This is a genomic window from Allobranchiibius huperziae, from assembly GCF_013410455.1.
Taxonomy (GTDB): Bacteria; Actinomycetota; Actinomycetes; order Actinomycetales; family Dermatophilaceae; genus Allobranchiibius; species Allobranchiibius huperziae.
The window spans coordinates 879,467-905,408 of sequence record NZ_JACCFW010000001.1 but is presented as its reverse complement, the minus strand read 5'-3'; the positions used below and the strand labels follow the sequence as shown (position 1 = coordinate 905,408).

Here is a 25,942-nt window from a genome sequence, read left to right as displayed (position 1 = left end):
ATGTGACCAGCCTCGCAGCACCTGACGCCTGACACCGAGCCTTTTTCGAAACGTGGAGACGCCATGAGCCACCCGCACGACCCCTACCGGCCGCCGGAGAACGGCGGCACCGGTGCCGCCCGGCAGGACTTCGGCGAGCACGCAGGAGGCGAGCGGCCGCCGTACGGCGACCCACAGGCCCGAGGTGGCGACTCCCCCGCCCGCCAGCACTACGGCGAGCAGGGCGACACCGGCCGGCCGACAGGTCCGGCGCAGCCCGCACCCATCGTGTGGTATCGCACGACCTCCCCGTCCGCGCCGCGCGGGTGGTCCGGACCGCACCCGTTCGACGCGCCGCAGCCGCGTGAGGTCTTCGTGCCGCCCGCGCCCGTGACCGAGTCCTCGATCCACCCGCCGGTGGCGGCCCCGGCCGCGGCGCCCGCCCCGTCGCCGGAGAAGCAGGCCGCGCCCGAACCTGCACCGGCCCCCGCGCCGGTGCGTCAGGAGCCGCCTGCTCCGGTCGCCTTCCCCGAACCGGTCCCCGCACCCGTGCCCGCGCAGCAGCCCTCCGCACAGCGCGACCCCGAGCCGGCGGACGCCTCCGACGACGAGGAGGCGCTCACGATCGGTCGCGGCCGCGGCAACTCCATCGTGCTGGACGACATGCTGGTCTCGCGCCACCATGTGCGGATCACCGCCGACGACGACGGGCTGGTCCTGCAGGATCTCGGCAGCCGCAACGGCACCTACGTCAACGGCCACCGCGTGGAGCGCACAGCGCTGCACGAGGGAGACCGGTTGGGCATCGGCGCCACGACGTTCGAGGTGCGCGACGGCTGGCTCGTGAGCGTCTGAGCCGCACCCTCCATGGACGGATACGACGACCGCGGCCACGCGGGCGATCTCACGCTGGCCTTCCCCGGCGGGGTGCGCCCGCTCGCGCCCGGGGAGTCGATCACCGTGGGACGTTCGCGCGACTGCGAACTCAGCATCCCCGAGGCCGGCGCCTCGCGACGGCACGTCGGGCTGACCCGCCAGGGTGCCACCGTCGTCGCCAGCGATCTCGGCAGCGCGAACGGCACCTGGATCGACGGTCGGCGGATCACCGGACCGACCGTCGTACCGGCCGGGGGCGTCATCCGGCTCGGCGGCGCGCAGGGACCGACGTTGCAGGTCCGGTTCGTCCCGGCGCCGGCTCCCCAGCCGACCGGTGTCCCCGCCGGGCAGCTGCCCCGCAGCCGCCCCACCGCTGCCCCGGCGCCCGCCCTGGCACCCAGTAACACCGGCGTCGTCTTCGACCGCTACCAGCTGCCGAGCGGTCCGATGCCCGAACGCAGACCCGAACCAGGCGGGTATGCCGCCGTGAGTTCCTCTGTGCCGCAGGTCATCCCGGCGCCCGACCAGTTCAGACCGGACCGCGGCGGATGGCAGCCGTCGGGTCCGATGGTGCTCGGCATCGGGCGCGGTCTGGAGAACCAGATCGTGCTCGATGACCTGCTGGTCTCGCGGCGGCACACCGAGCTGGTGCCGCAGGACGGCGGGTTCGAGGTGCACGACCTCGGCAGCCGCAACGGCACCTACGTCAACGGGCAGCGTGTCGAGGTGGGCCGGCTCGGCGAGGGCGACCTGCTCGCGGTCGGGCACTCCCGCTTCACGGTGCGCCACGGACAGCTGGTCGCCAGCGTCGACCAGGGCGACGTCGCATTCATCGCCAACCACCTGTCGTACGCGCTGTCGGACGGCAAGCTGCTGCTCGACGACGTGTCGTTCGCGCTGCCCGGGTCGAGCCTGCTGGCGATCATCGGCCCGTCGGGCGCCGGCAAGTCCACGATGCTGAAGGCGCTGACCGGCTCGCAGCCCGCGACCAGCGGCGAGGTCTACTACGACAGCCGCGACCTCTACCAGAACTTCCAGGACCTACGGCACCGCATCGGCGTGGTCCCGCAGGACGACGTGGTGCACCGCCAGCTCACCGTCCGTCAGGCGCTGCGCTTCGCCGCGGAGCTGCGCTTCCCCGACGACCTGGACGCGCACCTGCGGATGCAGCGCGTCGAGGAGGTGATGGCCGAGCTCGGGCTGTCCGAGCACGCCGACACCCGGGTCGACCGCCTCTCCGGCGGACAGCGCAAGCGCACCTCGGTCGCGTTGGAGCTGCTGACCCGGCCGTCCCTGCTCTTCCTGGACGAGCCGACGTCCGGGCTGGACCCCGGCCTGGACAAGCAGGTCATGCAGACCCTGCGGGATCTCGCCGACGGCGGTCGGACGGTCGCGGTGATCACCCACAGCGTCGCCAACCTGCACGTCTGCGACAAGGTGCTGCTGCTCGCACCGGGCGGCAGGGTCGCCTACTTCGGTCCGCCGGACCAGCTGCTGCCGTTCTTCGGCGCCCGCGACCACGCCGACGTCTTCAACGCGGTCACGGCAGACCCGGCCGGCGTCCAGCACCGGTTCCGCACCTCGCCCCTGCAGGACGAGCAGGTGGCCGGTCCGTTGCGTGCGCCGCGCGGCGACGGCGGACCCCAGGAGCGGCCACCGCGCCAGCAGAGCATCACCTCGCAGCTGTCCACGCTGGCCCGGCGGCACGTCCGGGTGATCCTGGCCGACCGCGGCTACGCGGCGTTCATGGTGCTGCTCCCGATCGTGTTGGCGCTGCTGACGATGGTGGTGCCCGGCAGGTACGGCCTGTCGTTCACGACGTTCCTGGAGGGCGGTCAGCCGATCCCCCGGTCCGGCATCGAGGCCAGTCAGATCCTGGTGATCCTGATCCTCGGATCGGTCTTCATGGGTACGGCGGTGAGCGTGCGGGAGCTGGTCGGAGAGCGGGCGATCTTCAAGCGGGAGAGGGCCGTCGGACTGTCCAGCACCGGTTACGTCCTGGCGAAACTGCTGATCTTCGGACTGCTGACCCTGCTGCAGGCTGTCGTGCTGGTGCTGCTGGTCGAGACGCGCAAGGCGCCCCCGAGCAGTGCCGTCCTGCTGGGCTCGCCCACCCTGGAGCTGATCATCGCGTGCTGGCTCACCGCCTTGTCGGCGATGGCGCTGGGGCTGCTGATGTCGAGCGTCGTACGCACCTCCGAGCAGGTCATGCCGCTGCTGGTGGTCTCGATCATGGCGCAGCTGGTGCTGTGCGGCGGTCTCTTCCCCGTTACGGGACGGATCGTGCTCGAGCAGGTGTCCTGGCTCGCGCCGGCCCGATGGGGATTCAGCCTGGCAGCGGTGACCGTCGACCTCGACCGGTTCACCTTGAACGACAAGGACCCGCTGTGGGAGCACACGCTGAGCAACGGCACGCTCGCCGCCTCGATGCTCCTGGTGCTGACAGTGCTCTTCGCAGGGCTGACCTTGTGGCGCCTCACCCTCAAGACCAGCGAGTAGCCGTTACAGCTTGCGGCGCAGCGACATCGCGCGTTGCGCCTCGCGGTCGTCCTGCCGCTCGCGCAGCGCCTGCCGCTTGTCGTAGAGCTTCTTGCCTCGCGCCAGCGCGATCTCGACCTTGACCTTGCCGTCGACGAAGTAGAGCGACAGCGGGATCAGGGTGTGCCCGCTCTCGCGGGACTTGATCAGCAGCTTCTCGATCTCCTCGCGGTGCATGAGCAGCTTGCGGCGACGGCGCGCGGAGTGGTTGGTCCAGGTGCCCTGCAGGTACTCCGGGATGTGCACGTTCTCCAGCCACAGCTCGCCGTCACGCTCGCTGGCGTAGCCGTCACCGAGGGAGGCGCGGCCCATCCGCAGGCTCTTGACCTCGGTGCCCATGAGGACGAGGCCCGCCTCGACCGTGTCCTCGATGAGGTAGTCGTGACGCGCCTTCTTGTTGTTGGCAATGATCTTCTTGCCGGATTCTCTGGGCACCCGTCAATGGTACGGAGCGGGGCAAACCGGTTACTGCAACCAGATCATCGGGTTGACGTAGGTGCCGTTGTCGAGCACCGCGAAGTGCAGGTGGCAGCCGGTGGAGCGGCCCGTCGTACCGGAGTAGCCGATCAGCTGGCCGCGCGTGACCGGTCCGCTCGTGACCACGAAACGGCTGAGGTGCTCGTACTCGCTCGCGAGGTTCTGGCCGTCCACGAACCCGTGATCGATCACGATATGGCCGCCGGCGATGCTGTCGGTGGCCGCCTCGATCACGGTGCCGGGAGCCGCCGCATGCACCGGGGTGCCGCAGGCATAGGGGAAGTCGTCACCGGCGTGCAGCATCAGCACGTGCAACACCGGATTCACCCGCATGCCGAAGACCGACACGATGCTGGACAGCGGCATCGGCGGGGTGAAGTAACCGTTGCCGCGAGGCGCGGACGTCGCGGGGCGGGCCGTCGCGGTGGATGAGGAGCGGTGCTGCAGTTTGGCCAGGGCGATCGCCCTCAACCGCAGGATGCCGCCCAGCCGAGCCGACTCGGCCTTCTGCGTCTTCAGGTTCGCCAGCTCGACCGTCTTCTGCTTTGACAGGCTGTTGCGGGCCAGGGTCTGAGTGCGCTGGAGGGCGACGAGCCGGGTCTGAGCGGTCTGCGCCTCGTTGCGAGCCGTCGTCGCGGCGATGACGGCGTTGTCGGCCTGGATCTTCAGACCGGCGACCCGGCGACGGGTGGCCGCGAGGGTCAGCCCCTGTGCCTTCTGCGTCGCACGCTGGCTGGACAACTTGGTGAGGATGCCGTTCTGCTGGCGCAGCAGCAGGTCGGCGATCGACGCCTCGTCGGCGACATCCGAGCCGTTCGCGCCGTTGGAGCCGAGGATCTGCAGGGTCAACGCGAAGTTGCCGAGACCGCCGGCCTCATAGCTGCGCCGGGCGATGCCGCCGACCAGGATGGTGGTGTGCGCCTGGGCGGCCGCCGTGACCTTGATGGCGGCGGTGTTCTTACCCTCGGTCGCCTGCGCGGCGCTCAGCTCGCCGGCGACGATCGTGCTGTGGTTCTGTGCTCCGGTCAGGGCCGACTGCTTGGCGCTCACCTGCCGACGGGCGCCGGCGACGGCCTTCGTGGTGCTGTCCAACTTGGCTTGCGCAGCCACCAGCGCCACACCGATGTCGTCGAGATCGGCCTCCGTGGTCTTGATCCGGGCGTCGGTCTTCTTCTTCGCCGTGCCGGGGTCGTCGGCATACGCCCGCACCGACACCGTGGTCGCGCTGATCGCCACGAGGGCGCCTGCGAGGACGCGCACGATACGCACCGGGATCGACATAGCGAATATCTACACCCGGACGTGGCGTCGGAGGGTCAACCAGGCCGTGAACAACGCAAGAATCACCGTGCCGACGAACATCCAGGGCGTGATGGCCCACAGATCGTCGGTGCCGATCAGGCTCACGAGGTCGCCGCCGCTGCCGACGTGGTTGAACAGATGGTTGATGCCGAAGTGGATCAGCGCCCACAGACCGGCGATCGCCAGCACCGCACCGAGCAGGGTCGCCACCAGGGTCTCGATCACGAACGGCAGGTAGATCACCGCGTTCGAGGCGCCGACGACCCGCATGATGCCGACCTGGCGCCGGCGTGAGAAGGCCACCTGCCGGATCGTCGTGGTCATCAGCAGCACCGCGCACACCGCCATCAGGCCGGCCAGGATGACGGCGCCGATGCTCAACAGGTTGAGGATCTTGAAGAAGGTGTCGAGCACCTTGCCCTGGTCGCTCACCGCCTCGACGCCGTTCGCGCCGCTCACCAGGCTCGCGACGTCGCCGTACCTCTTGGGGTCGCTGAGCTTGACCCGGAACGCGGCCGGCATCGACTGCGGGCTGATCTGCGACAGGTAGGGACTGGCCGCGAACTGGGTCTTGAAACGGCTGTACGCCTGCGTCGAGGACTCGTAGTAGACCTGCTCCACGAGCGGCTGCTGGGCCAGCAGCTCACGCTTGATCGACGCCGTCTGCGCCGGGGACGCCGCGCCGTCGGAGCAGGAGGGCACGTCGCTGCTCTGGGAGGTGCACAGGAACACCGAGACCTGGACCTTGTCGTACCAGTAGCCCTTGGCCAGATCGACCTCGCGCTGCGCCAGCAGACCGGTGCCGATGAAGAAGAGCGAGATCATCGAGACCAGCACCACCGACGCCATCATCGAGGCGTTGCGGCGGATCCCGCTGGCGATCTCGCCGAGCATGAACTGCAGTCGCATGTCGGCGCCGCTCAGCGTTCGACCGGCGCGTTGCCGGTGATCGTCGGGTCTTCGGCCGGCGTGCGTCCCGCACGCGCGGGGCGTCCGGGGCTCCCGGCGGGGCGGGTGGGGCGCGCCGCCGTCGGCGCGAGCATCTCGGTGTACCGCCCGTTCTGCTCGTCGCGGATGATCGTGCCGCCGCGCAGCTCGATGACACGCTTGCCGAAGCGGTCGACGATGCCCTGATCGTGGGTCGCGACGACCACGGTGGTGTCGGTCTTGTTGATGCGGTCGAGCACCTTGACGATGTCCTCGCTGATCTCGGGGTCGAGGTTTCCGGTCGGTTCGTCCGCCAGCAGGATCGGCGGCTTCTTGACCACGGCCCGCGCGATGGCGACCCGCTGCTGCTCGCCACCGGACAGTTCGTGCGGCATGCGACGGGCCTTGCCCTCCAGGCCGACCAGCTCCAGGGTCTCCGGCACGAGCTGCTTGATGACGTGCCGCTTGGCTCCGAGCACCTTCAGGACGAACGCGACGTTCTGGTAGACGGTCTTGCCGTCCAGGAGTCGGAAATCCTGGAAGACCACGCCGATCTCGCGTCGCAGCAGGGGGACCCGTCGATCGGGCAGGACCCGCAGGTCCTTCCCGGCGACCAGGATCTTGCCGCGGGTGGCGGACAGCTCGCGGGTGGTCAGCTGGATCAGGGTCGACTTCCCGGAGCCGGACGCCCCGACCAGGAACACGAACTCTCCCCGGCCGATGTCCAGGGAGACGTCGTCGAGAGCCGGCGCGTCGTTGGCGCCGTACTTCATGGTGACGTTCTCGAAGCGGATCATGCGCGGGGGTTGTGGTCCTTCGGTGCTCGGCTGCGAGGGAGTGGCGCCACTCCGCGGTCGAGGTTATGCCGCCGGCCGCGCCACGCCGAGCAGGCACGCCGAGTGCGCGCGTCGGTCGTACGCCGGCCGCCTACCGTGGGCTCATGCTCTTCGCCTTCTCCGTCGCCCCGTCCACCACCGACGACCCGGACGGCTCGGTCAGCGCCGCGGTCGCCGACGCGATCCGCGTCGTCCGCGAGTCCGGCCTGCCGCACCGCCTCGACTCCATGTTCACGACTCTCGAGGGCGACTGGGACGAGTGCATGCCGGTCATCAAGGCCGCCTGCGACGCGGTCGCCCAGCACAGTCCGCGCGTGAGCCTCGTGGTCAAGGCCGACCTGCGCCCCGGGTACGACGGTCAGCTCGACGCCAAGGTCGCCCGGATCGAGTCGCGCCTGACCGATGCCGACTGACGCCGGTGCGGCGTATGACCTGCGCCTGCCCTCCGTTGTCGACGCTGCGGAGCTGGCGCGCCTGCACGTGCGGGTATGGCAGGAGGCCTACCGCGGGCTGCTGTCGCAGGACTACCTCGACGCGATGGACCCGGCCGGCCGCCGCGAGAAGGTCTGGCGCGCCCGGATCGATGCGTTCGCCGACGGGTCGCTCGAAGCCGGCGGCCACGCGTTGCGGATCGCCCGGCAGACCACGACAGGATCGATCGCGGGCTTCTGTCAGTCAGGCCCGGCTCGCGATGAGGACCCGCCGCAGCCGTACCAGCTCATGGCCTTGAACGTGCTGGCCGCGCATCACGGCTCAGGAGTCGCGCAGCGCCTGGTCGCCGCCACGGTCGGCGACCGACCGGCGTATTTGTGGGTGCTGACCGGCAACGAGCGGGCGATCGCGTTCTATCGCAAGCTCGGGTTCGAGCTGGACGGCGCGACGCTGTACGACGAGCGCCTCGACTGCGTCGACCTGCGGATGGTGCGCGCCTGAGGGTCAGGCCTTGTCGGCGTTCTCGGCCTCGCGCTCACCGGTGCGCTTCCAGCGGATCCCGGCCTCCATGAAGCCGTCGATGTCGCCGTCGAAGACGCCCGCGGTATTGCCGACCTCATGGTCGGTGCGCAGGTCCTTGACCATCTGGTAGGGGTGCAGCACGTAGGAGCGCATCTGGTCACCCCAGCTGGCCTTGATGTCGCCGGCCAGTTCCTTCTTCTCCGCGGCCTCCTCGGCCCGGCGCAGCACCAGCAGGCGGGACTGCATGACCCGCAGCGCGGCGGCGCGGTTCTGGATCTGCGACTTCTCGTTCTGCATGGAGACGACCGTGCCGGTCGGGATGTGGGTCATCCGGACCGCGGAGTCGGTGGTGTTGACCGACTGACCGCCGGGGCCCGAGCTGCGGAAGACGTCGACCTTCAGGTCGTTGTCGGGGATCTCGATGGCGTCGGTCTGCTCGATGAGCGGCACCACCTCGACCGCGGCGAACGAGGTCTGCCGGCGGCCCTGGTTGTCGAAGGGGCTGATCCGCACGAGCCGGTGGGTGCCGGCCTCGACAGACAGATTGCCGTACGCGTAGGGCTCGTTGACCTCGAAGGTCGCCGACTTCAGCCCGGCCTCCTCGGCGTACGACGTGTCCATCACCTTCGTGGAGTAGCCGTGCCGCTCGGCCCAGCGCAGATACATGCGCAGCAGCATCTCGGCGAAGTCGGCCGCGTCCACGCCGCCCGCACCGGAGCGGATGGTCACGACGGCGGCGCGCTGGTCGTACTCCCCCGACAGCAGCGTCTTGACCTCGAGCTCGCTGACGGCCTTCTGCAGCGACCGCAGCTCGCGCTCGGTCTCCTGCACGGCGTCCTCGTCGCTCTCCTCCATGGCGAGCTGCACCAGGATCTCCAGGTCGTCGATGCGCTGGTCCATGGTCTCGATGCGCTCGAGCTCGGAGTTGGCGCGCGACAGGCGGGAGGTGACGGCCTGGGCATGCTCGGGGTCGTCCCACAGGTCGGGGGCACCGGACTGCGCTTCCAGGTCCTTGATCTGCGCGCGGAGGCTGTCGAGGTCGCTGACCTCGCGCACCGACCCCATCGTCGTACGCAGTTCCTTCAACTCAGCGGGAAAATCGACAGCCACAACAGGTCAGCCTACGTGCTGAGGTCGGCAGCCGTTTCCAGACCGATCCCGGCAGCGTCACTGATCGACGTCGGAGCGAGCCTTGGCCTGCACGGTGATCGTCACGTCAGCGCCGACGGCTCTGAGGAGGCCACCGAAGAGCGGCGGGTGCACTGTGCCGCTCACCCGGACGACCGCGGTGCGCCCGTCCGGGGTGCCCGTGCCGCCGACGACCGCCCAGCCGGCCACGTGCGCGGGCAGTTCCTGCGCAGCCAACTCGCGTCGCGCGTCCACCTGCACCGAATCACTCGACAGGGCGACGGTGCTGCCCACTCCCCCGCGATAGATCGCCCCCTTGTCTGCGGCGTTCGCCGCGTCGAGCGCCGCAGCGTCGGCGGCATCCAGCATGTGCACCCGCGCCAGTTGGATGCTCGTGACGTCGACCCCGCCCATGATCAGCAGCCCCAGAAGCGCGAAGAGCCCCGCGCACAGGATGATGATCCGCCCTCGGTCGGCGCGCTCCTCCCCCAACCGGTGGAGCAGCGCAGCACTCGGGCGTCTCACGGCGGACCGCCCTGTGCGCCGAAGCGGTCGACAGGTTCGACGTGCCGTGCGTGCAGGTGGACGGTGCTCGGCACCGCCGACCGCAGGAAGTTGGGGATGAACGGCAGATCGACCCCGAGGTCAGCGGACGCCCCCACCGAAGCGCCACGGGTGAGGCAGGGCTGCGCCGAGCACTTCATCGAGACGTCCCCGCGGCCGGTGAAGCCCTGGTCGTCGAACGCCAACCGGGCGGCCGCGCGAGCGCGGCCCATTCCGACACCGTCCGACGACGCGGTGACGTAGGCACGGGTCGACTCTCGCGCGGCCTGCGTGACGGCGTACGCGCCCGCCTGCAGCCGCGCCAGCGCGATGACCAGGTAGAAGACCGGCATCGTGATCAGGATCCCGACCACCACGAACTCGATCACCGCACTGCCACGATCGCCGTGACCGAGGCGCGTACGCAGGCGGACTCGCAGCCGCGCCAGCATCATTGCCGCTCCTCGTAGGCGTGCGCGCTGATGTTTAGGGTCTGCGAAGGACCGAACGGGCCGACGACCGGCAGCGGCGCCTGGACCCGGACGACGATCACCGTCACCCCATCGCGTTGCTCCGTCGAAGCCGTCACGTGCCGCGCGTAGCGGGTCGAGACCGAGGAGCCGATCAGGTCCCGGGCGCGCTGGGCGCCCGCCTGCGGCGACTCGTCCGCGCGTGCGCCGTAGCGGGCCCCCTCGGCCGCGTCACCGATCAAGGTATTGCGCACGAAGAGCGAGAACCCCACCTGGAAGGCGGCGAGGAAGAGCAGCACGACCAGCGATCCGACCATCGCGAACTCGGCCACCGCCGATCCCCGGGTGGTGCCCAGCGCGCGAAACCGGTCGCGGAGCGCCGCGACCGGCGTCATCAGCCCTTGACGGAGTTGATGGCGTTGCCGAAGAGGGAGGTCAACTGCGGCTGCGCGAACTTCCACAGGGCCGTGACGAGCCCCGCTGTCATCAGCGTGATCAGCACCCATCCGGGGACGTCGCCGCGCTCGCGCTCGTCACGCATCCGGTACGGCGCCTCGATCAGTCGGCGGGTCAGGCGATCGGACAGGTTGGACAGTGATCTCATGGGACTTCCCTTTCATCGGTGACGTGCGGTTCACAGATTGAGGCTGCTCAGACCGGGATAGATGGCGAAGGCCACGGTCACCGGCAGCACCAGGAAGACCACGGGGATCATCATGGTGATCTCGCGTCGCCCTCCCAGCTCGATGAGCGCCTGTTTGCTGGCATCACGGGCGTCCTGCGCCTGGGCCCGCATGACGTCGGCGAGCGGGGTTCCCCGCTCGACGGCCACCACGACCCCGTCCACGAAGCGGGCCAGCCCGGGGATGCCGGTGCGGTCGGCCAGGCCCTCCAGCGCGGCGGGCAGGGTATAGCCGGAACGGGCATCTCCCAGGCACCGCGCGAGCTCGCCGGACAGCTGACCCGAGGACAGCTTCGTCACCCGCTCCAACGCCGCTGCGGCCCCCTCACCAGCGGTGATGGCGAGTGCGAGCATCTCCGCGATGGCCGGGAACTCGGCCAGGATCTGCGCCTCGCGCCGTTCGGCGGACCGGGTCAACATCTGATCGCGTGCGACCACTCCGGCGGCCACGCTGATCACGATGATGCCGACCGCACTCACCACCGAGGTGCCACCGCCCAGGATCTGCATGGTCACCCACAGCGTCCCGGCGAACCCGGCGGCCACGCCCCACAGCGCCTGCTGCGCCCGGAAGCCCTCGACGTCGGGCGGCAGGCCGGCGCGCTCCAACCGCCGTCGGACGGAGGTTGCGCCGCCGAGCACCCGCTCGACGACGGCGCCCAGCCGATGGAGCAGCGGAGCGAAGATCTGACCCACCTCCAGGTGCTCGTCGGAGCTGAGCAGGAGGCGGGACGGCCGCGGCGTGTCGTCGACGTAAGGCGCGATCCGCGCTTCCAGTCCGGGACGGCGGCGAACGGGCAGGCCGAGCCACATCAGCGCCAGCCCGGCCGCGAGGATGAGCCCGACGAGCGCGCCGGCCCAGGAGGCGGAGGACGTCATCGCATCACCCGCGCCTCGTCCGGCAGTCGGCCGATCTGCCGCATGATCCGATAGGCCACCATCGACACGGCGGCACCCACGATGAGCACGACGACGCCTGTCGGCTTCTGGTATGCCTGCAGCGACGTGCCGCGAGTCGCCAGCATCGCCAACACGATCCACGGCGCGGCCAGGGCGAGACGCGCCGCGTTCACGGTCCAGCTCTGCCGTGCCTCCAGCTCGGAACGGGTGCGTCCGTCGTCACGCAGGAACGACGACAGAGTGCGCAAGAGACGCCCGAGGTCGGTGCCGCCGACCTCCCGCGCGATGCGCAGGGACTCGATGAGCCGGTCGGCCACCGGGTCGCTGAGGCGCAGCTTGAGGGCGTCGAGTGAGCTCTGGAAGTTCCCCGTGGCGCGGTAGTCGTGTGCGAACTCCAGGAACGCGGGCCGCAGCTCCTCCGGCCCGCGCACCGACAGCTGTGAGAGCGACTCGGGCAGCGCCATGCCGGCGCGGACCGCGGACGCGATGTGGTCGACCACGTCGGGCCACAGCTCGCGCATCTGGGTACGCCGTCGCCGCGCCCGGCCCCGCACGAAGGCGATCGGCGCGTATCCGCTGATGAGGGCGAACGCGAACGAGATCGGCACCACCGACGTGGAGGCCATCGCCAGCAGGAAGACCAGCACGCCGAGGCCGAGAGAGACCGCGAGGAGCTGGTTGGTGCTGATCGACCCCAGGCCGCTCTGCGCGATGGCGTCGGAGAGCTTGTCGCGCCAGGTGGGAGTGCTCGGCTTCACGACGCGCTCCTCGCGTGGCCAGAACGACCACCAGATGCAGAAGAGTCCGAGAGCGAGCAGGAGTGGGGGCAGGAGTGTCATGGTCGGTCGCCCAGCAGGTGGGCGACGTCGTACCCGGCACGGGCGAATCGTTCCTGATGAGGCGGGAATCCGTCACCGCGAATGAGCTCGCCGTCCCGCTGCACGAACAGCTCGGCGATCTCGATGACCTCGTTCTCGGCACGGCCCGGGACGGCCGCGATCTCACGTACGCGGCGGCTGCCGTCGCGCTCGAGCCCGAGGTGCACGACCAGGTCGATGGAGCTGGCCACGGTTGGGACCACGAAGGAGGAGCTGACATTGGGACCGGCCAGCAACGGGAGCGTGCACATCTTCACGATCGCCTCGCGCGCAGAGTTGGCGTGCAGGGTCGCCATGCCGGGCAGGCCGGAGTTGAGAGCGATCAGCAGATCCAGCGACTCCTCCTGGCGCACCTCGCCGACGATGATCCGCGAGGGCCGCATGCGCAGCGCCTCCTTGACGAGGCGGCGCAGCGGAATCTCCCCGGTGCCCTCCAGGCTCGGCTGACGACACTGCATGGCCGCCCAGTCGCGGATTCCCAGACGCAGCTCGAAGACCTCCTCACACGAGACGACACGCTCGTTGCTCGGAATCGCGGCGGCCAGGCAGTTCAAGGTCGTCGTCTTGCCTGCCTGCGTGCCTCCGGCCACCAGGATGTTCAGCCCGGACACGACGGCCGCCGCAAGGAAGCGTGCGGCCTGGTGGGTCAGAGTGCCGAGGCGTACGAGGTCGTCGAGTTGGTGGGCGCGGGTGACGAACTTGCGGATGTTGACGTACCAGTGGCTCCTGGTGACGTCGGGGATGGCTACGTGCAGCCGGGATCCGTCCGGGAGGGACGCGTCCACGAACGGCGAGGACAGGTCGATGCGGCGACCGGAGGGCTTGAGCATCCGCTCCACCAGGTTCTTCACCTGGTCCTGGGTGAGGATCGTCGACGTCAGCTCCGCGACGCCGGACCGGGCGACGAACACCCTGGCTGGATCGTTGATCCAGATCTCCTCCACGCCGGGGTCATCGAGGTAGGGCTGCAGCGGTCCGTAGCCGACGACCGCGTCGAGGATCGCGCGCGTGGCGTGCTCGACGTCCCCCAGCGGTGCCATCCCGCCGTGCAGGCTGCGTTGCTCGTAGTCCTTGATGACATCCCCGACGAGGCCCCGCAACTGGACGGCCTCGGTGGTGGGGTCGAGCCGCTGCCGCCGGATGAGTTCGCGGACCTCCCCCTCGACGACCTGGATGCCGTTCATGCCGACCCCCTGCCGGTGACCGTCTGATCTGTCCGATGCAGACAAGGTCTTCATGCAAGCAGTTCTGCAGGTGCCGATCGGGTTATCCACAGAAATCCATCAGCTCTCTTCGGATCTGCCCGCACCTCCCACCACGCATGTCCCATCGGCCCCGTCGGCCCCAGTTTGGGCGTCAGACCGAAGCCCGACCGTCGGGGCGAAAGTTGTCCACAGGTACTACGGCCTCCGATCGCGAACCCGCCGATACTCCCCGGATGCAAGGACCGCTCGCGTCGACCGTCACGCTGCGCCTGCGCGTCGTGCGATCGGCCGACGGGCTGCTGCGCGAATGGTGCGTCCGCGTGCCCGCCGGCACGAGTTGGACGCAGGTCGCCGGCGACCTCCAAGCGCCCGACCCGGCGTACGTCGGGTCGGTGCAGCTCGACGCGGAGGCTGTGGTCGGCGTCCCACCGCTGGTGAACGAGGCGGTCGTCTGCGATGTCGGGGTGCCTCTCGAGCCGCCACACCTGCTCGAACTGGTTGCCACAGAGGGACCGTGCGTGGGCGCACGTGCAGTCATGACCGGCGCGTGCGTGGTCGTCGGCCGCGCGTCGGAGAACCACCTGGTACTGCAGGACGACGATCTGTCCCGGCACCACTGCGAGCTGCGGGTCGAGCAGGGGCGCGCGGTCGTTCGCGACCTGTGCTCCACCAACGGCACCTGGATCGACGGCAGTCGGATCGGCCCCGACTTCGTCGACCTGCGCGTCGGGCAGCGGTTGCGCGTCGGTGGGACGACGCTCGCCATCGAACGCGCACCACGGGCGTCCCAGCACCCGCCGACCGACGGGACGGGCCGCTATCTCATCCATCGATCGCCGCGAAAGACGTTGCGGCTGGACGAGGTCGAGCTCACCGCGCCCCTACCGCCGGAGCTGGCGACTCGTCGGGGCTTCCCGTGGGTCTCCGCGATCGTGCCCCTGGTGCTCGCGGCCGCCATGGTCGTCGTGCTCCGCAATCCGCTCTTCGCGATGTTCGCGCTGCTCAGCCCGATCATGGTGGTCGCCCAGTACGCCGGCGACCGCGGCACGTCCCGCCGACGTCTTCGCGAGGATGCGCGGGCGCACACCCTGGCGCGAGTGAGGTTCGAGGAGGATTGCGCGTCCGCCGTGCGCGTCGAGCAGGCGCTGCGCCGGCAGATGGCGCCACCGATCACCCGCGCCGCGCACGATGCTGCTTCGCGCAGCTCCGCGGTGTGGCACCGGGCCGCGACGCACGAGGACCACCTCGCCTTCCGCGTCGGGGTCGGGACGGTGCGCAGCCGGGTGCGGGTCGCGGGCGGGAACCGCGCGACCCGCCCCTTACCGGTGCACGAGGTGCCGATCACCGTGTCTTTGTCGCAGCACCGGGTGGTGGGGGTGAGCGGATGCCTGCGGTACCAGCTGGTGATGGGAGGCATCATCCAGCTGGCCGCCTGGCAGTCGCCGCGCGACCTTGGCATGGTGATCCTGTGCGCGGACCAGGACGCGCGCGAGCGATGGCGTGGGATGACGACGCTGCCGCAGGTGCTGCCACACCCCGCGTCGCAGCCTCGGGTGATGGTGGCCGACCCCGACGACCCGCGATTCGCCGAATGGTCTTCGCAGCTGATCGAACTCGACGACACCGCACCTCCTCGGACCCTCGTCGTGCTGGATGGGTGCGCGACCACACCGTCCGCCGCGGACGTGGTGCGCAGGGCGGCGGCGTACGGGATGGCGGTGCTGGCCCTCGACGAGGATCACACGCAGCTGCCCGCGGCGTGCACCACGACGGTGCGCGTCGATCGGCGTGATCACGGCAGGGTCGGCGACACCGACTTTCGGCCGGATCTGCCCGTGCCGTCACTGGTCACCGCCACGGCGCGCGCGCTCGGCGCGTTGACCGACGCGGGACCGGACGATCCGGCACAGCAGGTGCCCGAGCAGGTGGCTCACGCCGCGCTGGTACGCGCCGAACTCGGTGTCGACCTCTCCGATCCCGTGGCCGTGCAACGGCTGTGGGGGACGCCGTCCAGCACGCCTCGTGCACTGCTCGGGGTCGGCGCCGACGGTGCTCTCTGGGTCGACCTGGCGGTCGACGGACCGCACGCGCTGGTCGCCGGTACGACGGGTGCCGGCAAGTCCGAGCTGCTGCAGACTCTGATCGCATCCCTCGCCCTCGCGAGCCCGCCGGACAGGCTGACCTTCGTGCTGATCGACTACAAGGGCGGGGCGGCGTTCCAGGACTGCGCCCGGTTGCCCCACACGCTCGGGCTGGTCACCGACCTCGATACACACCTGACCTCGCGCGCGTTGCGGTCCCTGGAGGCCGAGGTACGACGTCGTGAGCGCCTCCTGGCGGCGGCGGGCGCGTCCGACCTGGGTGACTACGAACGCTCTGCGCATCGTGAGCCGCTCGCTCGCTTGTGCATCGTCATCGACGAATTCCGGGTGCTGTCAGAGGAACTGCCCGACTTCATCAACGGACTGGTGCGCATCGCGGCAGTCGGCCGATCACTGGGAATCCATCTGGTCCTCGCGACCCAGCGACCCGCAGGCGTGGTCTCCGCCGACATGCGAGCCAACCTCAACCTGCGGATTGCCCTCCGCGTCCGCGATGCCGCCGACTCCCAGAACGTCATCGAGACCGACGCCGCGGCGGCGATCCCGGCGTCCCTCCCAGGGCGCGCGATCCTGCGGACCGGAGGTGGCGCGCCGCGCGCGTTGCAGACGGCATGGACGGGGGCGACGTTGCGCGGCGGCGACGAGCCAGTCCGCATTGCGCGCGTCGATCCCGAGTCTGGAGCTCCGCTCTGGCCGCCGGATGACACGGGCGCCAACGCGCGGACCGGTCTGCGATCCCTGACCGACGCGGTGTGTGTCAGTGCGGCGAACGGGCGGGTACGTCGACCTCCGTCACCCTGGCTGCCGCCCCTTCCCTCACGGGTAGGAAAATCCGACCTGACCGCCAAACCGCTGCGTGACATGGGCCTTCGGGACGCTGCTCGGTCGGCCGTTCCCCTCGGCCTGGTGGACCTCCCGGGCGAACAACAGCAGCTGACCATCGGCTGGGACCTCGATGCCGACGGCCACCTGGCGATCGTGGGTGGGCCGCGCAGCGGTCGCACCACGGCTGCGCACGCGCTCATCGGTGCGGCCGCGACAGCCTGGACCAGCGATCGGCTGCACGTCTACGTGCTCGACGGCAGCGGCGGCCTGGGCGGCATCGGGTCGTTGCCGCACTGTGGCGCGGTCGTGCTGCGCGATGAGCTTTCGCGCACGCTGCGCCTCGTGCAATGGCTGACGAACGTAATCCGCGAGCGTCAATTGCGTTACAGCGGAGCAGGATTCGCCACGTCCGGCCCCGACCCACGCATCCTGCTGGTCATCGACGGCTGGGAGGTCTTCCAGGAGATCAGCAACGAGCACACCGTCGGCGACCTGGAGGATCGGATCACCCAGGTCCTGCGCGATGGTGTCTCCGTGGGCGTCAGCGTCGTGGCCACCGGCGGTCGGGCGCTGCTGTCGGGACGGGTGAGTGCGCTCTTCACGAGCACCGTCGCGACCCGGATGGCCGATCCGTCGGATCTGCTGATGGCGGGATTACGCGCCGCACAGATCCCCGCTGAGATGCCGCCCGGTCGAGGACTGCTGCTGCCAGGCGGCGAAGAACTGCAGTTCGCGTTGCCGGGTGACGCGCGGACGAATCTCGTTGCAGCACCGAACGGTCGGCCACACCGAGTCGCGGCGCTGCCGGATCGGGTCGAGCTCGCGACGCTCGTCGCGACCGATCCCGGCGTGGTGACTCTGGGGTGCACCGTCGACGGTCCTGCCGGCTTTGCCATCGACGAGCGTGGCGGGGCCGGCTGGCTGGTGTGCGGTCCACCACGCAGCGGACGTACGACGACCCTCGCGGTGCTGGCCGAGGTGCTCGGTCGCTCCCGGGCGGTCGGGTGGATCGGGCCGGGCGCTCCGGTCGGGGGTCTGGCGACCGCGGTCACCCGGCTGCCATACGACGATCTGGGTGCGGTCCGCGCATGGTGCGCGGAGTACCCCGACGGCGCCGTCCTGGTCGACGACGCCGATCAGCTGACGGGGATGGCCGCGGAGCCGGACGTCCTGGAGCATCTGGCACGCCACCGGACGACCGGCGGCATCGTCTGCGCCAGCGGTGTCGCGTCCGACCTCGCCACGTCGTACCGGGGCCTCGCGCCCGAGCTGCGCCGCCGTCAGACGGGGCTGCTGCTGCAACCCGGCCGGCACGACGGTGACCTCTTCGGCATCCGGATCGGGCCGATGGATCGTCCGCGGCAGGGCCGCGGGCTGCTCGTCGTACGGGGCGACGTACAAGAGATCCAGGTCGCGACCCCCTGAAGGCGTCAGGCGAGCAGCACCCGCTCCAACTCCTCGAGAGCCTGGCGCGCATAGCCCTGCCACATCCGCCCGAACGCCGGAAGCGCCAGCGATCCAACGGCGTTCGCGCCACGGACGGTCCAGGACCAGGTGACCCGGGTGCCGGTGCCGACAGAGGCGAAGGCCCACTCCCCCTCCACCGACGCGGCCAGCACGACCATCGGGCCGGTGATGCCGTTCAACTGGTAGGCGAAGGATCGCGGCCGGTCGATCGCGAGCAGCGTCTCCCGCATCGAGCCGCCGTCGGTGGTGCGCACGGTGCGCGTCTGGCCTGTGGCGCTCCCCCACGGCGGGGTGAAACCGGTGGTCTCCCTCACCGCCGGCAGCACGCCGTATCGGCGGGAGAAGATCTGCGGGAGCGGCGTGGTCAGGGTGCGCTCGAACGCGTCCTCGACCGGCACCGGGATGGCGCGACTGGCGGAGACGATCAGCGGCGACGGCATGGCTGCGAGCCTACGCAGCGGCGGCTGCGCACGGGCCGCGATCGCGCCCACGCGAGCGGGCTAGTCTGGCGCACTGCGGCGCCGGGCGGCAGTGAGGCTCGGCGGCATGGAGCACGACGACGCACCGGAGGTGCACCGATGGACGCAGACCGCGCGCGAACCCTGCTCGAGGAAGAACGGGCCGAGGTCCAGAGCCTGCTGACCCACCTGGACTCCAACCTCGACCAGGACCGCGAGACCGGACGCGGCGACGCCGGCGACGACGTGGACTCGGCACAGCCCCTGGCCGCTGACGAGGTCGATGACGCCACCGCCGCGAGCCTGCGCGACCGCCTGGCCGCCATCGAGCGCGCCGAGAAGCGCCTGGCGGACGGCACCTTCGGCCTCTCCGTACGCAGCGGCACGCCGATCCCGGACGAGCGCCTCGAAGTGATGCCCACCGCTGAGCTCACGGTGGAGGAATCCGCGCAGGATTCCTGATCACGCCTCGCCGGGTGTGTCCGGTGTGGTGCCCGGGAGCACGAAGTAGACGGCGACCGCGGCGGAGATGGCCAGCGTCAGGTAGGGGCTCACGAATGCGGCCGCAGTGGCCAGCAGGTAGGGCGCTACACCGATCAGGTTGCGGGACAGCACAGTCCGCCGATACGCCGGTGAGATGTCGGCATGGAGCAGGTGGGTCCGATTCCGCAGCAGATGCCAGTTCATCGTGAGGAACACGGCGGACATCAGCAGCAGGGAGCCTCCGTAGATTGCCGCGGCGAGGGTGCGCCCTGAGTCCTCCAGCAGGTAGCGCGCCATCAGCGCGGTGGTGAAGGGCAGCAGGACGATGGTCATCAGCAGGGCGAGGTTGAGGAAGAGGATCGAGCGGTCCACGGCGCGCAGCCGGCGCAGCGTGGCGTGGTGATTGACCCAGATCACCCCGATGGTGAGGAACGAGACGACGTACGCCGCGAAGTTGGGCCACTGCTCACCGAGTCGGTGCGCGAGAGAGGCGTCATGAGCGGGTTCGGGCACCCGCAGGTCGATCACCAGCAACGTGATGGCGACGGCGATGACACCGTCGGAGAACGCCTCCAGCCTGGTCTTGTCCATCGAGTTCCTCCTGCGCCGGTGGGTTCGCGGGGTCGTCGGTCATCGGCGGTCGCAGTCGAGCGCCCATCTCAGCATGCCGGTCGGATGCGCGAACGGTGATCGACGACCGACACCGTGCAGGAATCCCCACCCCGGCATCGTCGTTCTACCCGTCATGAAGAAGATCGGTTTCTTGTCCTTCGGCCACTGGACGCCGTCGCCACAGTCGCAGACGCGCTCGGCCGCGGACGTGCTCACGCAGTCGATCGACCTGGCGGTCGCCGCCGAGGAGATCGGCGCGGACGGTGCGTACTTCCGGGTGCACCACTTCGCGCGACAGCTGTCGGCTCCGTTTCCGCTGCTCGCGGCGGTCGGGGCGCGGACCAGCCGCATCGAGATCGGCACCGGCGTGATCGACATGCGCTATGAGAACCCGCTCTACATGGCCGAGGACGCGGCCACCGCCGACCTCATCTCGGGGGGCCGACTGCAGCTCGGCATCAGCCGGGGATCGCCCGAGCAGGTCATCGAGGGCTACGGCTACTTCGGCTACCAGCCGGAGGACGGCGACCACGCCGCGATGGCGCGCGAGCACACCAGCACCTTCCTGCAGGTCATCCAGGGCAAGGGGTTCGCGCAGCCCAACCCGCGCCCGATGTTCCCCAACCCGCCCGGTCTGCTGCCGATCGAGCCGCACTCCCCCGGACTGCGCGAGCGCATCTGGTGGGGCGCGGGGTCGCGCGCGACGGCGGAGTGGGCCGGTGAGCAGGGCATGAACCTGATGAGTTCCACGCTCCTCACCGAGGACACCGGCGTGCCGTTCCACCAGCTGCAGGCCGAGCAGATCCAACGCTTCCGGGACGCCTGGAAGTCCGCCGGGCACCCCGGTGAGCCGCGGGTCTCGGTCAGCCGCAGCATCTTCCCGATCGTCAACGAGACGGACCGCGCGTACTTCTGGCGGGACACGCACAGCACGGACCAGGTGGGTCACTTGGACGGCGGTCTCGCGCGATTCGGCAAGTCGTACGCCGGCGAGCCGGAGCAGCTCGTCAAGGAGCTGGCCGACGACGAAGCCATCGCCGCCGCTGACACCCTGCTGCTGACGGTGCCCAACCAGCTGGGCGTCGACTACAACGTGCACGTGTTGGACAGCGTGCTGCGCCATCTGGCCCCGGCGCTCGGCTGGCGCTGAGTCCGCTCAGCCCGCCCGCACCACGTCGTAGGTGAGGTGCGTCGCCCTCGGTGACACGGTGACCTCGCGCTGCACCAGAGCCATTCGGCCGGTCAGCTCGAAGAGTCGCGTCCCGCCGCCGAAGAGCACGGGCGACAGATGGATGCGCAACTCCTGCACCACCCCGGCCGCGAGCGCCTGGTCGATGACGTCGGCGCCGCCCATCACCACGACGTCCTTGTCCCCGGCCGCCGCCGCGGCCTGCTCGACGGCGGCCGCCATGCCCTCGGTCACGAAACGGAACCTCTCGGTGAGCCGTACATGCGCGGGCGGTTCGTGGGTGAGCACGAAGCAGGGCGGGCTCAGCGCCTGGTCCTGGTCGTGCCCGTAGCCGACCTCGTCGCTCCAGCCGTGCGGCCCGTCGACGATGTCGAAGAGGCGCCGTCCCATCACGACCGCCCCGGTCTGCTCGAAGCTGCGCGCGACGACCTGTTCGTCGACGTCCGAACGCGGCTCCTCGAGGACCCACGCGTGCACCGGCTCACCGTCGATGCCGAGACCGTGCGACAGATCCACGCCTGGGGCCGTGACGTATCCGTCCAGCGAGATCGAGATGTCGGCGACTGCCTTGCCCATGGTCACTCCCGGTCCGCGCCCGCCAGTAGCTGCTCGCTGCACGCTAGGGCACTCACGGGCCGGGGAGAAGACCTGCTGTGCGGTACGAGCCTCGCCCCCTCCCGGTGACAAGTGCCGCTCGGCTAGTTACAGTCAGACTGTAACTAGCCGAGGAGAAGTCATGACGTTCCAACTGACGGCGGCGCCGACGCAGCACGGGTGGGGCCGGGCCCGAGCCCTCCCCCACGGTGAGTCATCGGGATCGTCCCCGATGACTCAGGCGCCGGGCCGGGAGACCTGGGCGATCTGGGCGAGCAGGGCGGTCAGCGTGGCATGCGATCCCTCGCCGAGCACCTCGCCAAAGTCGTGATCGATGGCTTCCATAACGGCTCGTGCCTGCGCGAGGAGGGCCTGTCCGTTGCTGGTCAGTTGCAACTCGGCGCGGCGGCCGCGTCCGGGTGGGGTGCGGCGCTCGATCGCCGCCCGCTGCTCGAGATGATGCAAGGTCGTCTGCATGCTCTGCGTCGTGATCCCGGCGCGACGCGCCAATTCGCTGTAGGACAGCCCCGGTTCGCGGGCGAGGTGCCCCAGAGCGGAGACGTACCGCAGGGCCAGACCGAGACTCTCGAGTTCGCGCTCGGCGCGCTCGCGTGTCATACGCCCGATCGCGATCAGCAGGAACGCGGCGTTCGGGGTGACCCCGCCCTCCCCCGCTGACCATGTCGGCCCTGTCGGTCGTGCGGCTGCGCCCTCATCGACCTCGTCCCTCATCTCCTCAACCTTTCACACCAACGTCCGGTCGAACTTCAACCTGGCATCGCAACAGAAGGAGACAGTCCTATGACGGCGTTGCTGCTGTCCATCCATGTGCTGGCGGCGATCGTGCTGATCGGGCCGATGACGGTCGCGGCCAGTGTCTTCCCGCGGTACGCGCGCGCTGCGGCGGGCGGTCGGCCGGGCGCGGGGCACAGCGGCGATCCCGCGGGCCCTGTCGCGGTCGCGCAGGCCATGCACCGCATCTGCCGCAGCTATGCCGCGCCGGCTCTGGTGGTGCCGGTGTTCGGCATCGCGACCGCGGTGCGCATGCACGCGCTCGGGCAGGTCTGGTTGCAGATCTCGATGCTTCTCACCGCCGTGGCGGCCGCGCTGCTGATCCTGCGGATCGTGCCGGGTCAGCGCCAGGTGCTCACCGCTCTCGACCCGGGCCGGGCGTCCGAGCCCGACATTCCGGCTCCGAACACGCCACGCGTGGCACCGGCCACCTTGTCGCGGCTGGGGATGATGACCGGGCTCTTCTCGCTGACCTGGGCCATCGTAGTGGTGCTCATGATCATCCGGCCCGGCTCCACCACGGGAGTCAACCGGTGACCCCCGCGCCCCCGTCCCGGCGAGCCTTCGGCATCGTGGCGGTGGTGGAGACCGTCTCCCTGGCGGCTCTGCTGATCAATCTGGCGACGGCGCGTTCTTCCGGACTCGCGGGCATCGTCGGTCCGATCCACGGCAGCGCCTACCTGATCGCCATCGCGCTCTCCTTCAGCGGCCCCTTCTCCTCGCGGGCCCGACTGCTCACCTTCATCCCCGGTATCGGCGCGTTGTTGGCGCACCGGCTGTCGATGGACAGTCCCGAGGACAGACCGTCCGAGCAACCCTGATCGCCCGTCACCGGACGAACGGATCGACCGGTCCGACCAGCAGAAAGCAAGAATCCCCGGGCCGTGTGGCCCGGGGATCTCTCGTTGACGCGTTGGTAGCGGGGGCAGGATTTGAACCTGCGACCTCCGGGTTATGAGCCCGGCGAGCTACCGAGCTGCTCCACCCCGCGTCGGTAACACCAGCTTACGGGAGGGCTGCCGCGCCGCAAAATCGAGCAGCGCTAGCGGGCGGTGGACAGGTCCGCGAGCGCGTCCTGCAGCGTCGCTCCCCACCGCAGCCGCCCGCCGAAGCCGACCACGACCGCCTTGAGCACCGGGTAGGAAGCGCCCTTGGGCCGTACGTAGAGCGGCTCGACCTGCAGCATCCCGCCGGCTGCCGGCAGCGTCAGGAGGTTGCCCTTGCTCACGCTCGCCTTGGCGCGCGCCTCGGTGATGAAGAACTGACTGAGCGTGCCGGGCATGCTCGAAGAGCGCTCGGCGGAAGAGTTCAGGTCGTTCTGGAACTGGCCAGGACCCCGCGCCGAGCCGGTCACCCGGAGCAGCGTGAGCTTCCCGTACCCCGCGCCGACCTGCCCGGGCGTCGTCCCGGCGTCCGATCCGGCCGCGAGGTAGCCGGTGACCGCGCCCGTGCCGCCCGCGCCGACGTACGACGAGGTGAGCGCGTAGCCGCGACCGGCGGCGCCCGGGAGGGTGACGGGTTGGTAGTAGGACGGCTGGAGCACACCGGCACCGGTCGTCGGGTCGACCGGCACGGACCAGCGCTGCCCGCCGTCGGCGAAGGTCGCACGGTCGGTCACGTGGTAGGCCCCCAGGATCGTGCGCTGCATCTCGAACTGACCCTGCGGGTAGCGCACCTGCGAGAGCACCGCGGCGGGCATCTGCGAGCGCGGACGCACCGTGCCCGGGAAGACCTTCTCCCAGGCCCGCAGGACCGGTTCGTCGCTGTCCCAGGCGTAGAGCCGCACCGTTCCGTCGTACGCGTCGACCGTGGCCTTGACCGAGCCGCGCAGGTAGTTGATCGACCGCCCGAGCGTGTCCGACCCGGTGGTCAGGGGCTGGTGCTCGGCATAGGGATAACGGTCGGAGGTGGTGTAACCGTCGACGACCCACAGGGTGCGGCTTCCCGACTGCACCGGATAGGCCCCCTCGTCCACCGACAGCCACGGCGCGACCTGCCGCACCCGGTCGACGGGGTCGCGGTCGTAGATCACCCGGGAGGTGGTGCTGACGGAACGCGACGTGAGCAGGTCCCACGAGCGGAACTTCGCGGCGTAGGCGAGCCGGCGCATGATGCCGCCCAGCGCGACCCCTCCCCTGCCGTCGTACCGGAAGCCCGTGCTCGCCGTGCCGTCCGCCTCGATCGGCTTGCCGCCCACGACCGAGTACGACGGCAGCCCGCCACCGAAGTAGATGCGGCTGCCGGCCGCGGCGGGGTCGGTCAGGAAGGACGGCGCGCCGCTCGCCGTCGTGGTGTCGGCGCGGGCGCTCACCACGCCGGTGCCGTGGGTGTAGACGAGGTGCTGGCCGACCCAGTCGCGTCTGCTCGCAGGCAGACCCGACAGGTCGATGCCGCGGGCGCCCACGACCGTCGGGGCGGCCGAGGCACCGGCACCCGTGCGGCCGACGTCGAGGCCCGCGGCGAACGCGGCCGGCGGCGTGAGCCCCTGCAGCTGCTGGAACGCGCCGGTCACGACCATCGGGTCCAAGACCGGCACGCCCGCCGCGGCGGACGTCAGGCCCGCGGTCGGGGTCGCACCGGACGGGTAGTCGCGCACCGTCACGTCCGAGACGCCGTACGCCGCGCGGGTGGCGTCGATCTCCCGTTGCAGGTAGGTCGCCTCGTTCGACGAGCGCGCGGTGTTGCCGCGGACGGCGGACAGGATCTCGGGGTAGATGCCGCCGAACGCCACGGCGGTCGCCATCAGCATCGACACCGCGGCGGCCGGCCACCGCCAGCTGCGGGTGCGCATCGTGACCAGGAACGTCAGCGCGGTGAGGACGGCGGCGCAGGCGAGGATCGCGTGCACCGGCAGCGTCGAGCGCACGTCGGTGTCGTCGACACCGGTCAGGGTGCGCCCGGTGCGGTAGACCAGCGCGTAGCGGCCCCACCACCACGCCGCGGCGCGCACCAGCAGCAGCGCGACGGCGAGCAGGCACAGGTGGCGTCGGGCCACCCGGGTGAAGGTGAGCCTGCCTTCGGCGACGGTGATGCCGCCGTAGATGTAGTGGGTCAGCGTGGCGAGGACCAGCGCCAGGATCAGGATGACCGTGCCGAAGCCGATCAGCATCTCGATGAAGGGCATCGTGAAGACGTAGAAGCCGATGTCGCGGTGGAACTGCGGGTCGGTCTGACCGAAGCTCTGCCGCGCCCACCACAGCAGCGGTGTGCGCCACTGGCTCGAGGCGCTGGCCGCGGTGATGAGCGCTATCAGCAGCGGCACGACCGCGAACGCCGCACGCCGGAAGGGCTCGATCGCCACCCGGTAGCGGTGCATCGCCTCGCCCGCGGCGTCCGGCACCCGGATCGGCCGGTAGCGGTAGGCCAGCCAGACGCTGCCGTGGCAGAGCAGCTCCACCACCAGGAACGCGATCGCGAAGAGCGCCGCCCGGGTGCGCAGCTCCACGCCGTACACCCCGGCGTACTGCAGGTTCTCGAACCACAGGTGCCGGGTCCACAGATTCGCCGCGAGGTTGCCGCCGACGAGCACGACGACGACGGTGAGGGTGAGGCGCAGCAGGGAGTGGCGGCGGCGATCCAGCCGCGGCAGGGCGCGCACGTCCGAGGATCCGGCGCCTCCGGAGCGCCCGGAACCGTCCGCAGCACTCATCGGGGTCTTCCGTCCCACGCACCGGGCAACGACGCCCTCAACCTAGCGGGCGCGAGCGGTACGGCACGATGGCAGG

At 70.3% G+C, this 25,942-nt stretch carries 26 protein-coding genes and 1 tRNA gene; 9 read left to right on the top strand and 18 right to left on the bottom strand.

Annotated features, from left to right (window positions below; genetic code table 11):
• The first annotated feature begins 63 nt into the window (after positions 1–63).
• The gene (locus HNR15_RS04310) at positions 64–834 is read left to right on the top strand and encodes an FHA domain-containing protein (RefSeq protein ID WP_179479412.1); all 771 of its coding nucleotides are present in this window, start codon (positions 64–66) and stop codon (positions 832–834) included.
• Positions 835–846: 12 nt separating this feature from the next.
• Positions 847–3,354, top strand: coding sequence for an ATP-binding cassette domain-containing protein (locus HNR15_RS04305; RefSeq protein ID WP_179479410.1), 2,508 nt, complete (start codon positions 847–849; stop codon positions 3,352–3,354).
• Between the two features lie 3 nt (positions 3,355–3,357).
• On the opposite strand, the gene smpB is transcribed toward HNR15_RS04305, so the two are convergent.
• From smpB to ftsE, 4 genes are read right to left on the bottom strand one after another with little or no spacing between them, the layout of a single operon-like run.
• A complete protein-coding gene (gene smpB / locus HNR15_RS04300; protein WP_179479408.1) occupies positions 3,358–3,828 on the bottom strand; it encodes an SsrA-binding protein SmpB in 471 nt (156 codons plus the stop codon).
• A 30-nt stretch (positions 3,829–3,858) separates the two neighbouring features.
• Positions 3,859–5,151: a M23 family metallopeptidase gene (locus tag HNR15_RS04295; protein WP_179479406.1), complete on the bottom strand. Its 1,293-nt coding sequence runs from the start codon at positions 5,149–5,151 to the stop codon at positions 3,859–3,861.
• Positions 5,152–5,160: 9 nt separating this feature from the next.
• Entirely contained in the window at positions 5,161–6,081 is a 921-nt protein-coding gene (gene ftsX / locus HNR15_RS04290; RefSeq protein ID WP_179479404.1) for a permease-like cell division protein FtsX, read from the bottom strand.
• Between the two features lie 11 nt (positions 6,082–6,092).
• A complete protein-coding gene (gene ftsE / locus HNR15_RS04285) occupies positions 6,093–6,896 on the bottom strand; it encodes a cell division ATP-binding protein FtsE (RefSeq protein ID WP_179479402.1) in 804 nt (267 codons plus the stop codon).
• A gap of 143 nt (positions 6,897–7,039) precedes the next feature.
• Here ftsE and HNR15_RS04280 point away from each other — a divergent pair, with 143 nt between their 5' ends.
• Positions 7,040–7,348, top strand: coding sequence for a thiamine-binding protein (locus tag HNR15_RS04280; protein ID WP_179479400.1), 309 nt, complete (start codon positions 7,040–7,042; stop codon positions 7,346–7,348).
• A complete protein-coding gene (locus HNR15_RS04275) occupies positions 7,338–7,868 on the top strand; it encodes a GNAT family N-acetyltransferase (RefSeq protein ID WP_179479398.1) in 531 nt (176 codons plus the stop codon). Before HNR15_RS04280 ends, HNR15_RS04275 begins: the two co-directional genes overlap by 11 nt.
• A gap of 3 nt (positions 7,869–7,871) precedes the next feature.
• On the opposite strand, the gene prfB is transcribed toward HNR15_RS04275, so the two are convergent.
• Genes prfB through HNR15_RS04235 form a run of 8 tightly spaced genes read right to left on the bottom strand, consistent with a single transcriptional unit; the run spans position 7,872 to position 13,674 of the window.
• Positions 7,872–8,999, bottom strand: a complete 1,128-nt coding sequence (gene prfB, locus HNR15_RS04270) for a peptide chain release factor 2 (protein ID WP_179479396.1) — start codon at positions 8,997–8,999, stop codon at positions 7,872–7,874.
• A gap of 57 nt (positions 9,000–9,056) precedes the next feature.
• A complete protein-coding gene (locus HNR15_RS04265; protein ID WP_179479394.1) occupies positions 9,057–9,542 on the bottom strand; it encodes a pilus assembly protein TadG-related protein in 486 nt (161 codons plus the stop codon).
• On the bottom strand, positions 9,539–10,015 hold the full coding sequence (locus HNR15_RS04260) for a pilus assembly protein (protein WP_179479392.1): 477 nt from the start codon (positions 10,013–10,015) through the stop codon (positions 9,539–9,541). Before HNR15_RS04260 ends, HNR15_RS04265 begins: the two co-directional genes overlap by 4 nt.
• Entirely contained in the window at positions 10,012–10,425 is a 414-nt protein-coding gene (locus HNR15_RS04255) for a TadE/TadG family type IV pilus assembly protein (RefSeq protein ID WP_179479390.1), read from the bottom strand. Before HNR15_RS04255 ends, HNR15_RS04260 begins: the two co-directional genes overlap by 4 nt.
• Positions 10,425–10,634 (bottom strand): hypothetical protein, encoded by a 210-nt coding sequence (locus HNR15_RS04250; RefSeq protein WP_179478012.1) that lies wholly within the window; start codon positions 10,632–10,634, stop codon positions 10,425–10,427. Before HNR15_RS04250 ends, HNR15_RS04255 begins: the two co-directional genes overlap by 1 nt.
• A gap of 30 nt (positions 10,635–10,664) precedes the next feature.
• Positions 10,665–11,591 (bottom strand): type II secretion system F family protein, encoded by a 927-nt coding sequence (locus HNR15_RS04245; RefSeq protein ID WP_179479388.1) that lies wholly within the window; start codon positions 11,589–11,591, stop codon positions 10,665–10,667.
• A complete protein-coding gene (locus tag HNR15_RS04240) occupies positions 11,588–12,451 on the bottom strand; it encodes a type II secretion system F family protein (protein WP_179479386.1) in 864 nt (287 codons plus the stop codon). The genes HNR15_RS04245 and HNR15_RS04240 overlap by 4 nt, the downstream gene beginning before the upstream one ends.
• Entirely contained in the window at positions 12,448–13,674 is a 1,227-nt protein-coding gene (locus HNR15_RS04235; RefSeq protein ID WP_179479384.1) for a TadA family conjugal transfer-associated ATPase, read from the bottom strand. The genes HNR15_RS04240 and HNR15_RS04235 overlap by 4 nt, the downstream gene beginning before the upstream one ends.
• A gap of 254 nt (positions 13,675–13,928) precedes the next feature.
• Here HNR15_RS04235 and HNR15_RS04230 point away from each other — a divergent pair, with 254 nt between their 5' ends.
• Positions 13,929–18,047 (top strand): type VII secretion EssC family protein, encoded by a 4,119-nt coding sequence (locus HNR15_RS04230; RefSeq protein WP_179479382.1) that lies wholly within the window; start codon positions 13,929–13,931, stop codon positions 18,045–18,047.
• Positions 18,048–18,052: 5 nt separating this feature from the next.
• Here HNR15_RS04230 and HNR15_RS04225 read toward each other — a convergent pair whose 3' ends face one another.
• On the bottom strand, positions 18,053–18,529 hold the full coding sequence (locus HNR15_RS04225) for an SRPBCC family protein (RefSeq protein ID WP_179479380.1): 477 nt from the start codon (positions 18,527–18,529) through the stop codon (positions 18,053–18,055).
• Between the two features lie 138 nt (positions 18,530–18,667).
• Between HNR15_RS04225 and HNR15_RS04220 the strand changes: the two genes are divergently transcribed.
• A complete protein-coding gene (locus HNR15_RS04220) occupies positions 18,668–19,009 on the top strand; it encodes a TraR/DksA family transcriptional regulator (RefSeq protein ID WP_179479378.1) in 342 nt (113 codons plus the stop codon).
• Here the strand turns inward: HNR15_RS04220 and HNR15_RS04215 are convergent, their stop codons facing one another.
• A complete protein-coding gene (locus HNR15_RS04215) occupies positions 19,010–19,621 on the bottom strand; it encodes a TMEM175 family protein (RefSeq protein WP_179479376.1) in 612 nt (203 codons plus the stop codon).
• A 154-nt stretch (positions 19,622–19,775) separates the two neighbouring features.
• On the opposite strand from HNR15_RS04215, the gene HNR15_RS04210 reads away from it, so the two are divergent.
• On the top strand, positions 19,776–20,792 hold the full coding sequence (locus HNR15_RS04210; RefSeq protein ID WP_179479374.1) for an LLM class flavin-dependent oxidoreductase: 1,017 nt from the start codon (positions 19,776–19,778) through the stop codon (positions 20,790–20,792).
• 6 nt (positions 20,793–20,798) lie between these two features.
• Here HNR15_RS04210 and HNR15_RS04205 read toward each other — a convergent pair whose 3' ends face one another.
• Both HNR15_RS04205 and HNR15_RS04200 read right to left on the bottom strand, forming a co-directional pair.
• A complete protein-coding gene (locus HNR15_RS04205) occupies positions 20,799–21,407 on the bottom strand; it encodes a dihydrofolate reductase family protein (RefSeq protein ID WP_179479372.1) in 609 nt (202 codons plus the stop codon).
• Between the two features lie 255 nt (positions 21,408–21,662).
• On the bottom strand, positions 21,663–22,157 hold the full coding sequence (locus HNR15_RS04200; RefSeq protein ID WP_179479370.1) for a MarR family winged helix-turn-helix transcriptional regulator: 495 nt from the start codon (positions 22,155–22,157) through the stop codon (positions 21,663–21,665).
• A 69-nt stretch (positions 22,158–22,226) separates the two neighbouring features.
• Between HNR15_RS04200 and HNR15_RS04195 the strand changes: the two genes are divergently transcribed.
• Together HNR15_RS04195 and HNR15_RS04190 are read left to right on the top strand one after the other, a co-directional pair.
• Positions 22,227–22,754: a hypothetical protein gene (locus HNR15_RS04195; protein WP_179479368.1), complete on the top strand. Its 528-nt coding sequence runs from the start codon at positions 22,227–22,229 to the stop codon at positions 22,752–22,754.
• Positions 22,751–23,038 (top strand): hypothetical protein, encoded by a 288-nt coding sequence (locus tag HNR15_RS04190; protein ID WP_218883543.1) that lies wholly within the window; start codon positions 22,751–22,753, stop codon positions 23,036–23,038. The genes HNR15_RS04195 and HNR15_RS04190 overlap by 4 nt, the downstream gene beginning before the upstream one ends.
• A gap of 93 nt (positions 23,039–23,131) precedes the next feature.
• Here HNR15_RS04190 and HNR15_RS04185 read toward each other — a convergent pair.
• Positions 23,132–23,208, bottom strand: a tRNA-Met gene (locus HNR15_RS04185).
• Between the two features lie 51 nt (positions 23,209–23,259).
• Positions 23,260–25,866 carry a UPF0182 family protein gene (locus HNR15_RS04180; protein WP_179479366.1) on the bottom strand — a complete coding sequence of 869 codons (2,607 nt, stop codon included), beginning with the start codon at positions 25,864–25,866 and terminating at the stop codon, positions 23,260–23,262.
• Positions 25,867–25,942 lie beyond the last annotated feature (76 nt).

Excerpts from the sequence above, each read along its gene's own strand:
- HNR15_RS04310 (WP_179479412.1), top strand. The coding sequence starts at position 64 with ATGAGCCACCCGCACGACCCCTACCGGCCGCCGGAGAACGGCGGCACC.
- HNR15_RS04305 (WP_179479410.1), top strand. The coding sequence starts at position 847 with ATGGACGGATACGACGACCGCGGCCACGCGGGCGATCTCACGCTGGCC.
- HNR15_RS04295 (WP_179479406.1), bottom strand. The coding sequence starts at position 5,151 with ATGTCGATCCCGGTGCGTATCGTGCGCGTCCTCGCAGGCGCCCTCGTG.
- ftsX (WP_179479404.1), bottom strand. The coding sequence starts at position 6,081 with ATGCGACTGCAGTTCATGCTCGGCGAGATCGCCAGCGGGATCCGCCGC.
- ftsE (WP_179479402.1), bottom strand. The coding sequence starts at position 6,896 with ATGATCCGCTTCGAGAACGTCACCATGAAGTACGGCGCCAACGACGCG.
- HNR15_RS04280 (WP_179479400.1), top strand. The coding sequence starts at position 7,040 with ATGCTCTTCGCCTTCTCCGTCGCCCCGTCCACCACCGACGACCCGGAC.
- HNR15_RS04275 (WP_179479398.1), top strand. The coding sequence starts at position 7,338 with ATGCCGACTGACGCCGGTGCGGCGTATGACCTGCGCCTGCCCTCCGTT.
- HNR15_RS04260 (WP_179479392.1), bottom strand. The coding sequence starts at position 10,015 with ATGATGCTGGCGCGGCTGCGAGTCCGCCTGCGTACGCGCCTCGGTCAC.
- HNR15_RS04255 (WP_179479390.1), bottom strand. The coding sequence starts at position 10,425 with ATGACGCCGGTCGCGGCGCTCCGCGACCGGTTTCGCGCGCTGGGCACC.
- HNR15_RS04250 (WP_179478012.1), bottom strand. The coding sequence starts at position 10,634 with ATGAGATCACTGTCCAACCTGTCCGATCGCCTGACCCGCCGACTGATC.
- HNR15_RS04245 (WP_179479388.1), bottom strand. The coding sequence starts at position 11,591 with ATGACGTCCTCCGCCTCCTGGGCCGGCGCGCTCGTCGGGCTCATCCTC.
- HNR15_RS04240 (WP_179479386.1), bottom strand. The coding sequence starts at position 12,451 with ATGACACTCCTGCCCCCACTCCTGCTCGCTCTCGGACTCTTCTGCATC.
- HNR15_RS04235 (WP_179479384.1), bottom strand. The coding sequence starts at position 13,674 with ATGAACGGCATCCAGGTCGTCGAGGGGGAGGTCCGCGAACTCATCCGG.
- HNR15_RS04230 (WP_179479382.1), top strand. The coding sequence starts at position 13,929 with ATGCAAGGACCGCTCGCGTCGACCGTCACGCTGCGCCTGCGCGTCGTG.
- HNR15_RS04225 (WP_179479380.1), bottom strand. The coding sequence starts at position 18,529 with ATGCCGTCGCCGCTGATCGTCTCCGCCAGTCGCGCCATCCCGGTGCCG.
- HNR15_RS04220 (WP_179479378.1), top strand. The coding sequence starts at position 18,668 with ATGGACGCAGACCGCGCGCGAACCCTGCTCGAGGAAGAACGGGCCGAG.
- HNR15_RS04215 (WP_179479376.1), bottom strand. The coding sequence starts at position 19,621 with ATGGACAAGACCAGGCTGGAGGCGTTCTCCGACGGTGTCATCGCCGTC.
- HNR15_RS04210 (WP_179479374.1), top strand. The coding sequence starts at position 19,776 with ATGAAGAAGATCGGTTTCTTGTCCTTCGGCCACTGGACGCCGTCGCCA.
- HNR15_RS04205 (WP_179479372.1), bottom strand. The coding sequence starts at position 21,407 with ATGGGCAAGGCAGTCGCCGACATCTCGATCTCGCTGGACGGATACGTC.
- HNR15_RS04200 (WP_179479370.1), bottom strand. The coding sequence starts at position 22,157 with ATGAGGGACGAGGTCGATGAGGGCGCAGCCGCACGACCGACAGGGCCG.
- HNR15_RS04195 (WP_179479368.1), top strand. The coding sequence starts at position 22,227 with ATGACGGCGTTGCTGCTGTCCATCCATGTGCTGGCGGCGATCGTGCTG.
- HNR15_RS04180 (WP_179479366.1), bottom strand. The coding sequence starts at position 25,866 with ATGAGTGCTGCGGACGGTTCCGGGCGCTCCGGAGGCGCCGGATCCTCG.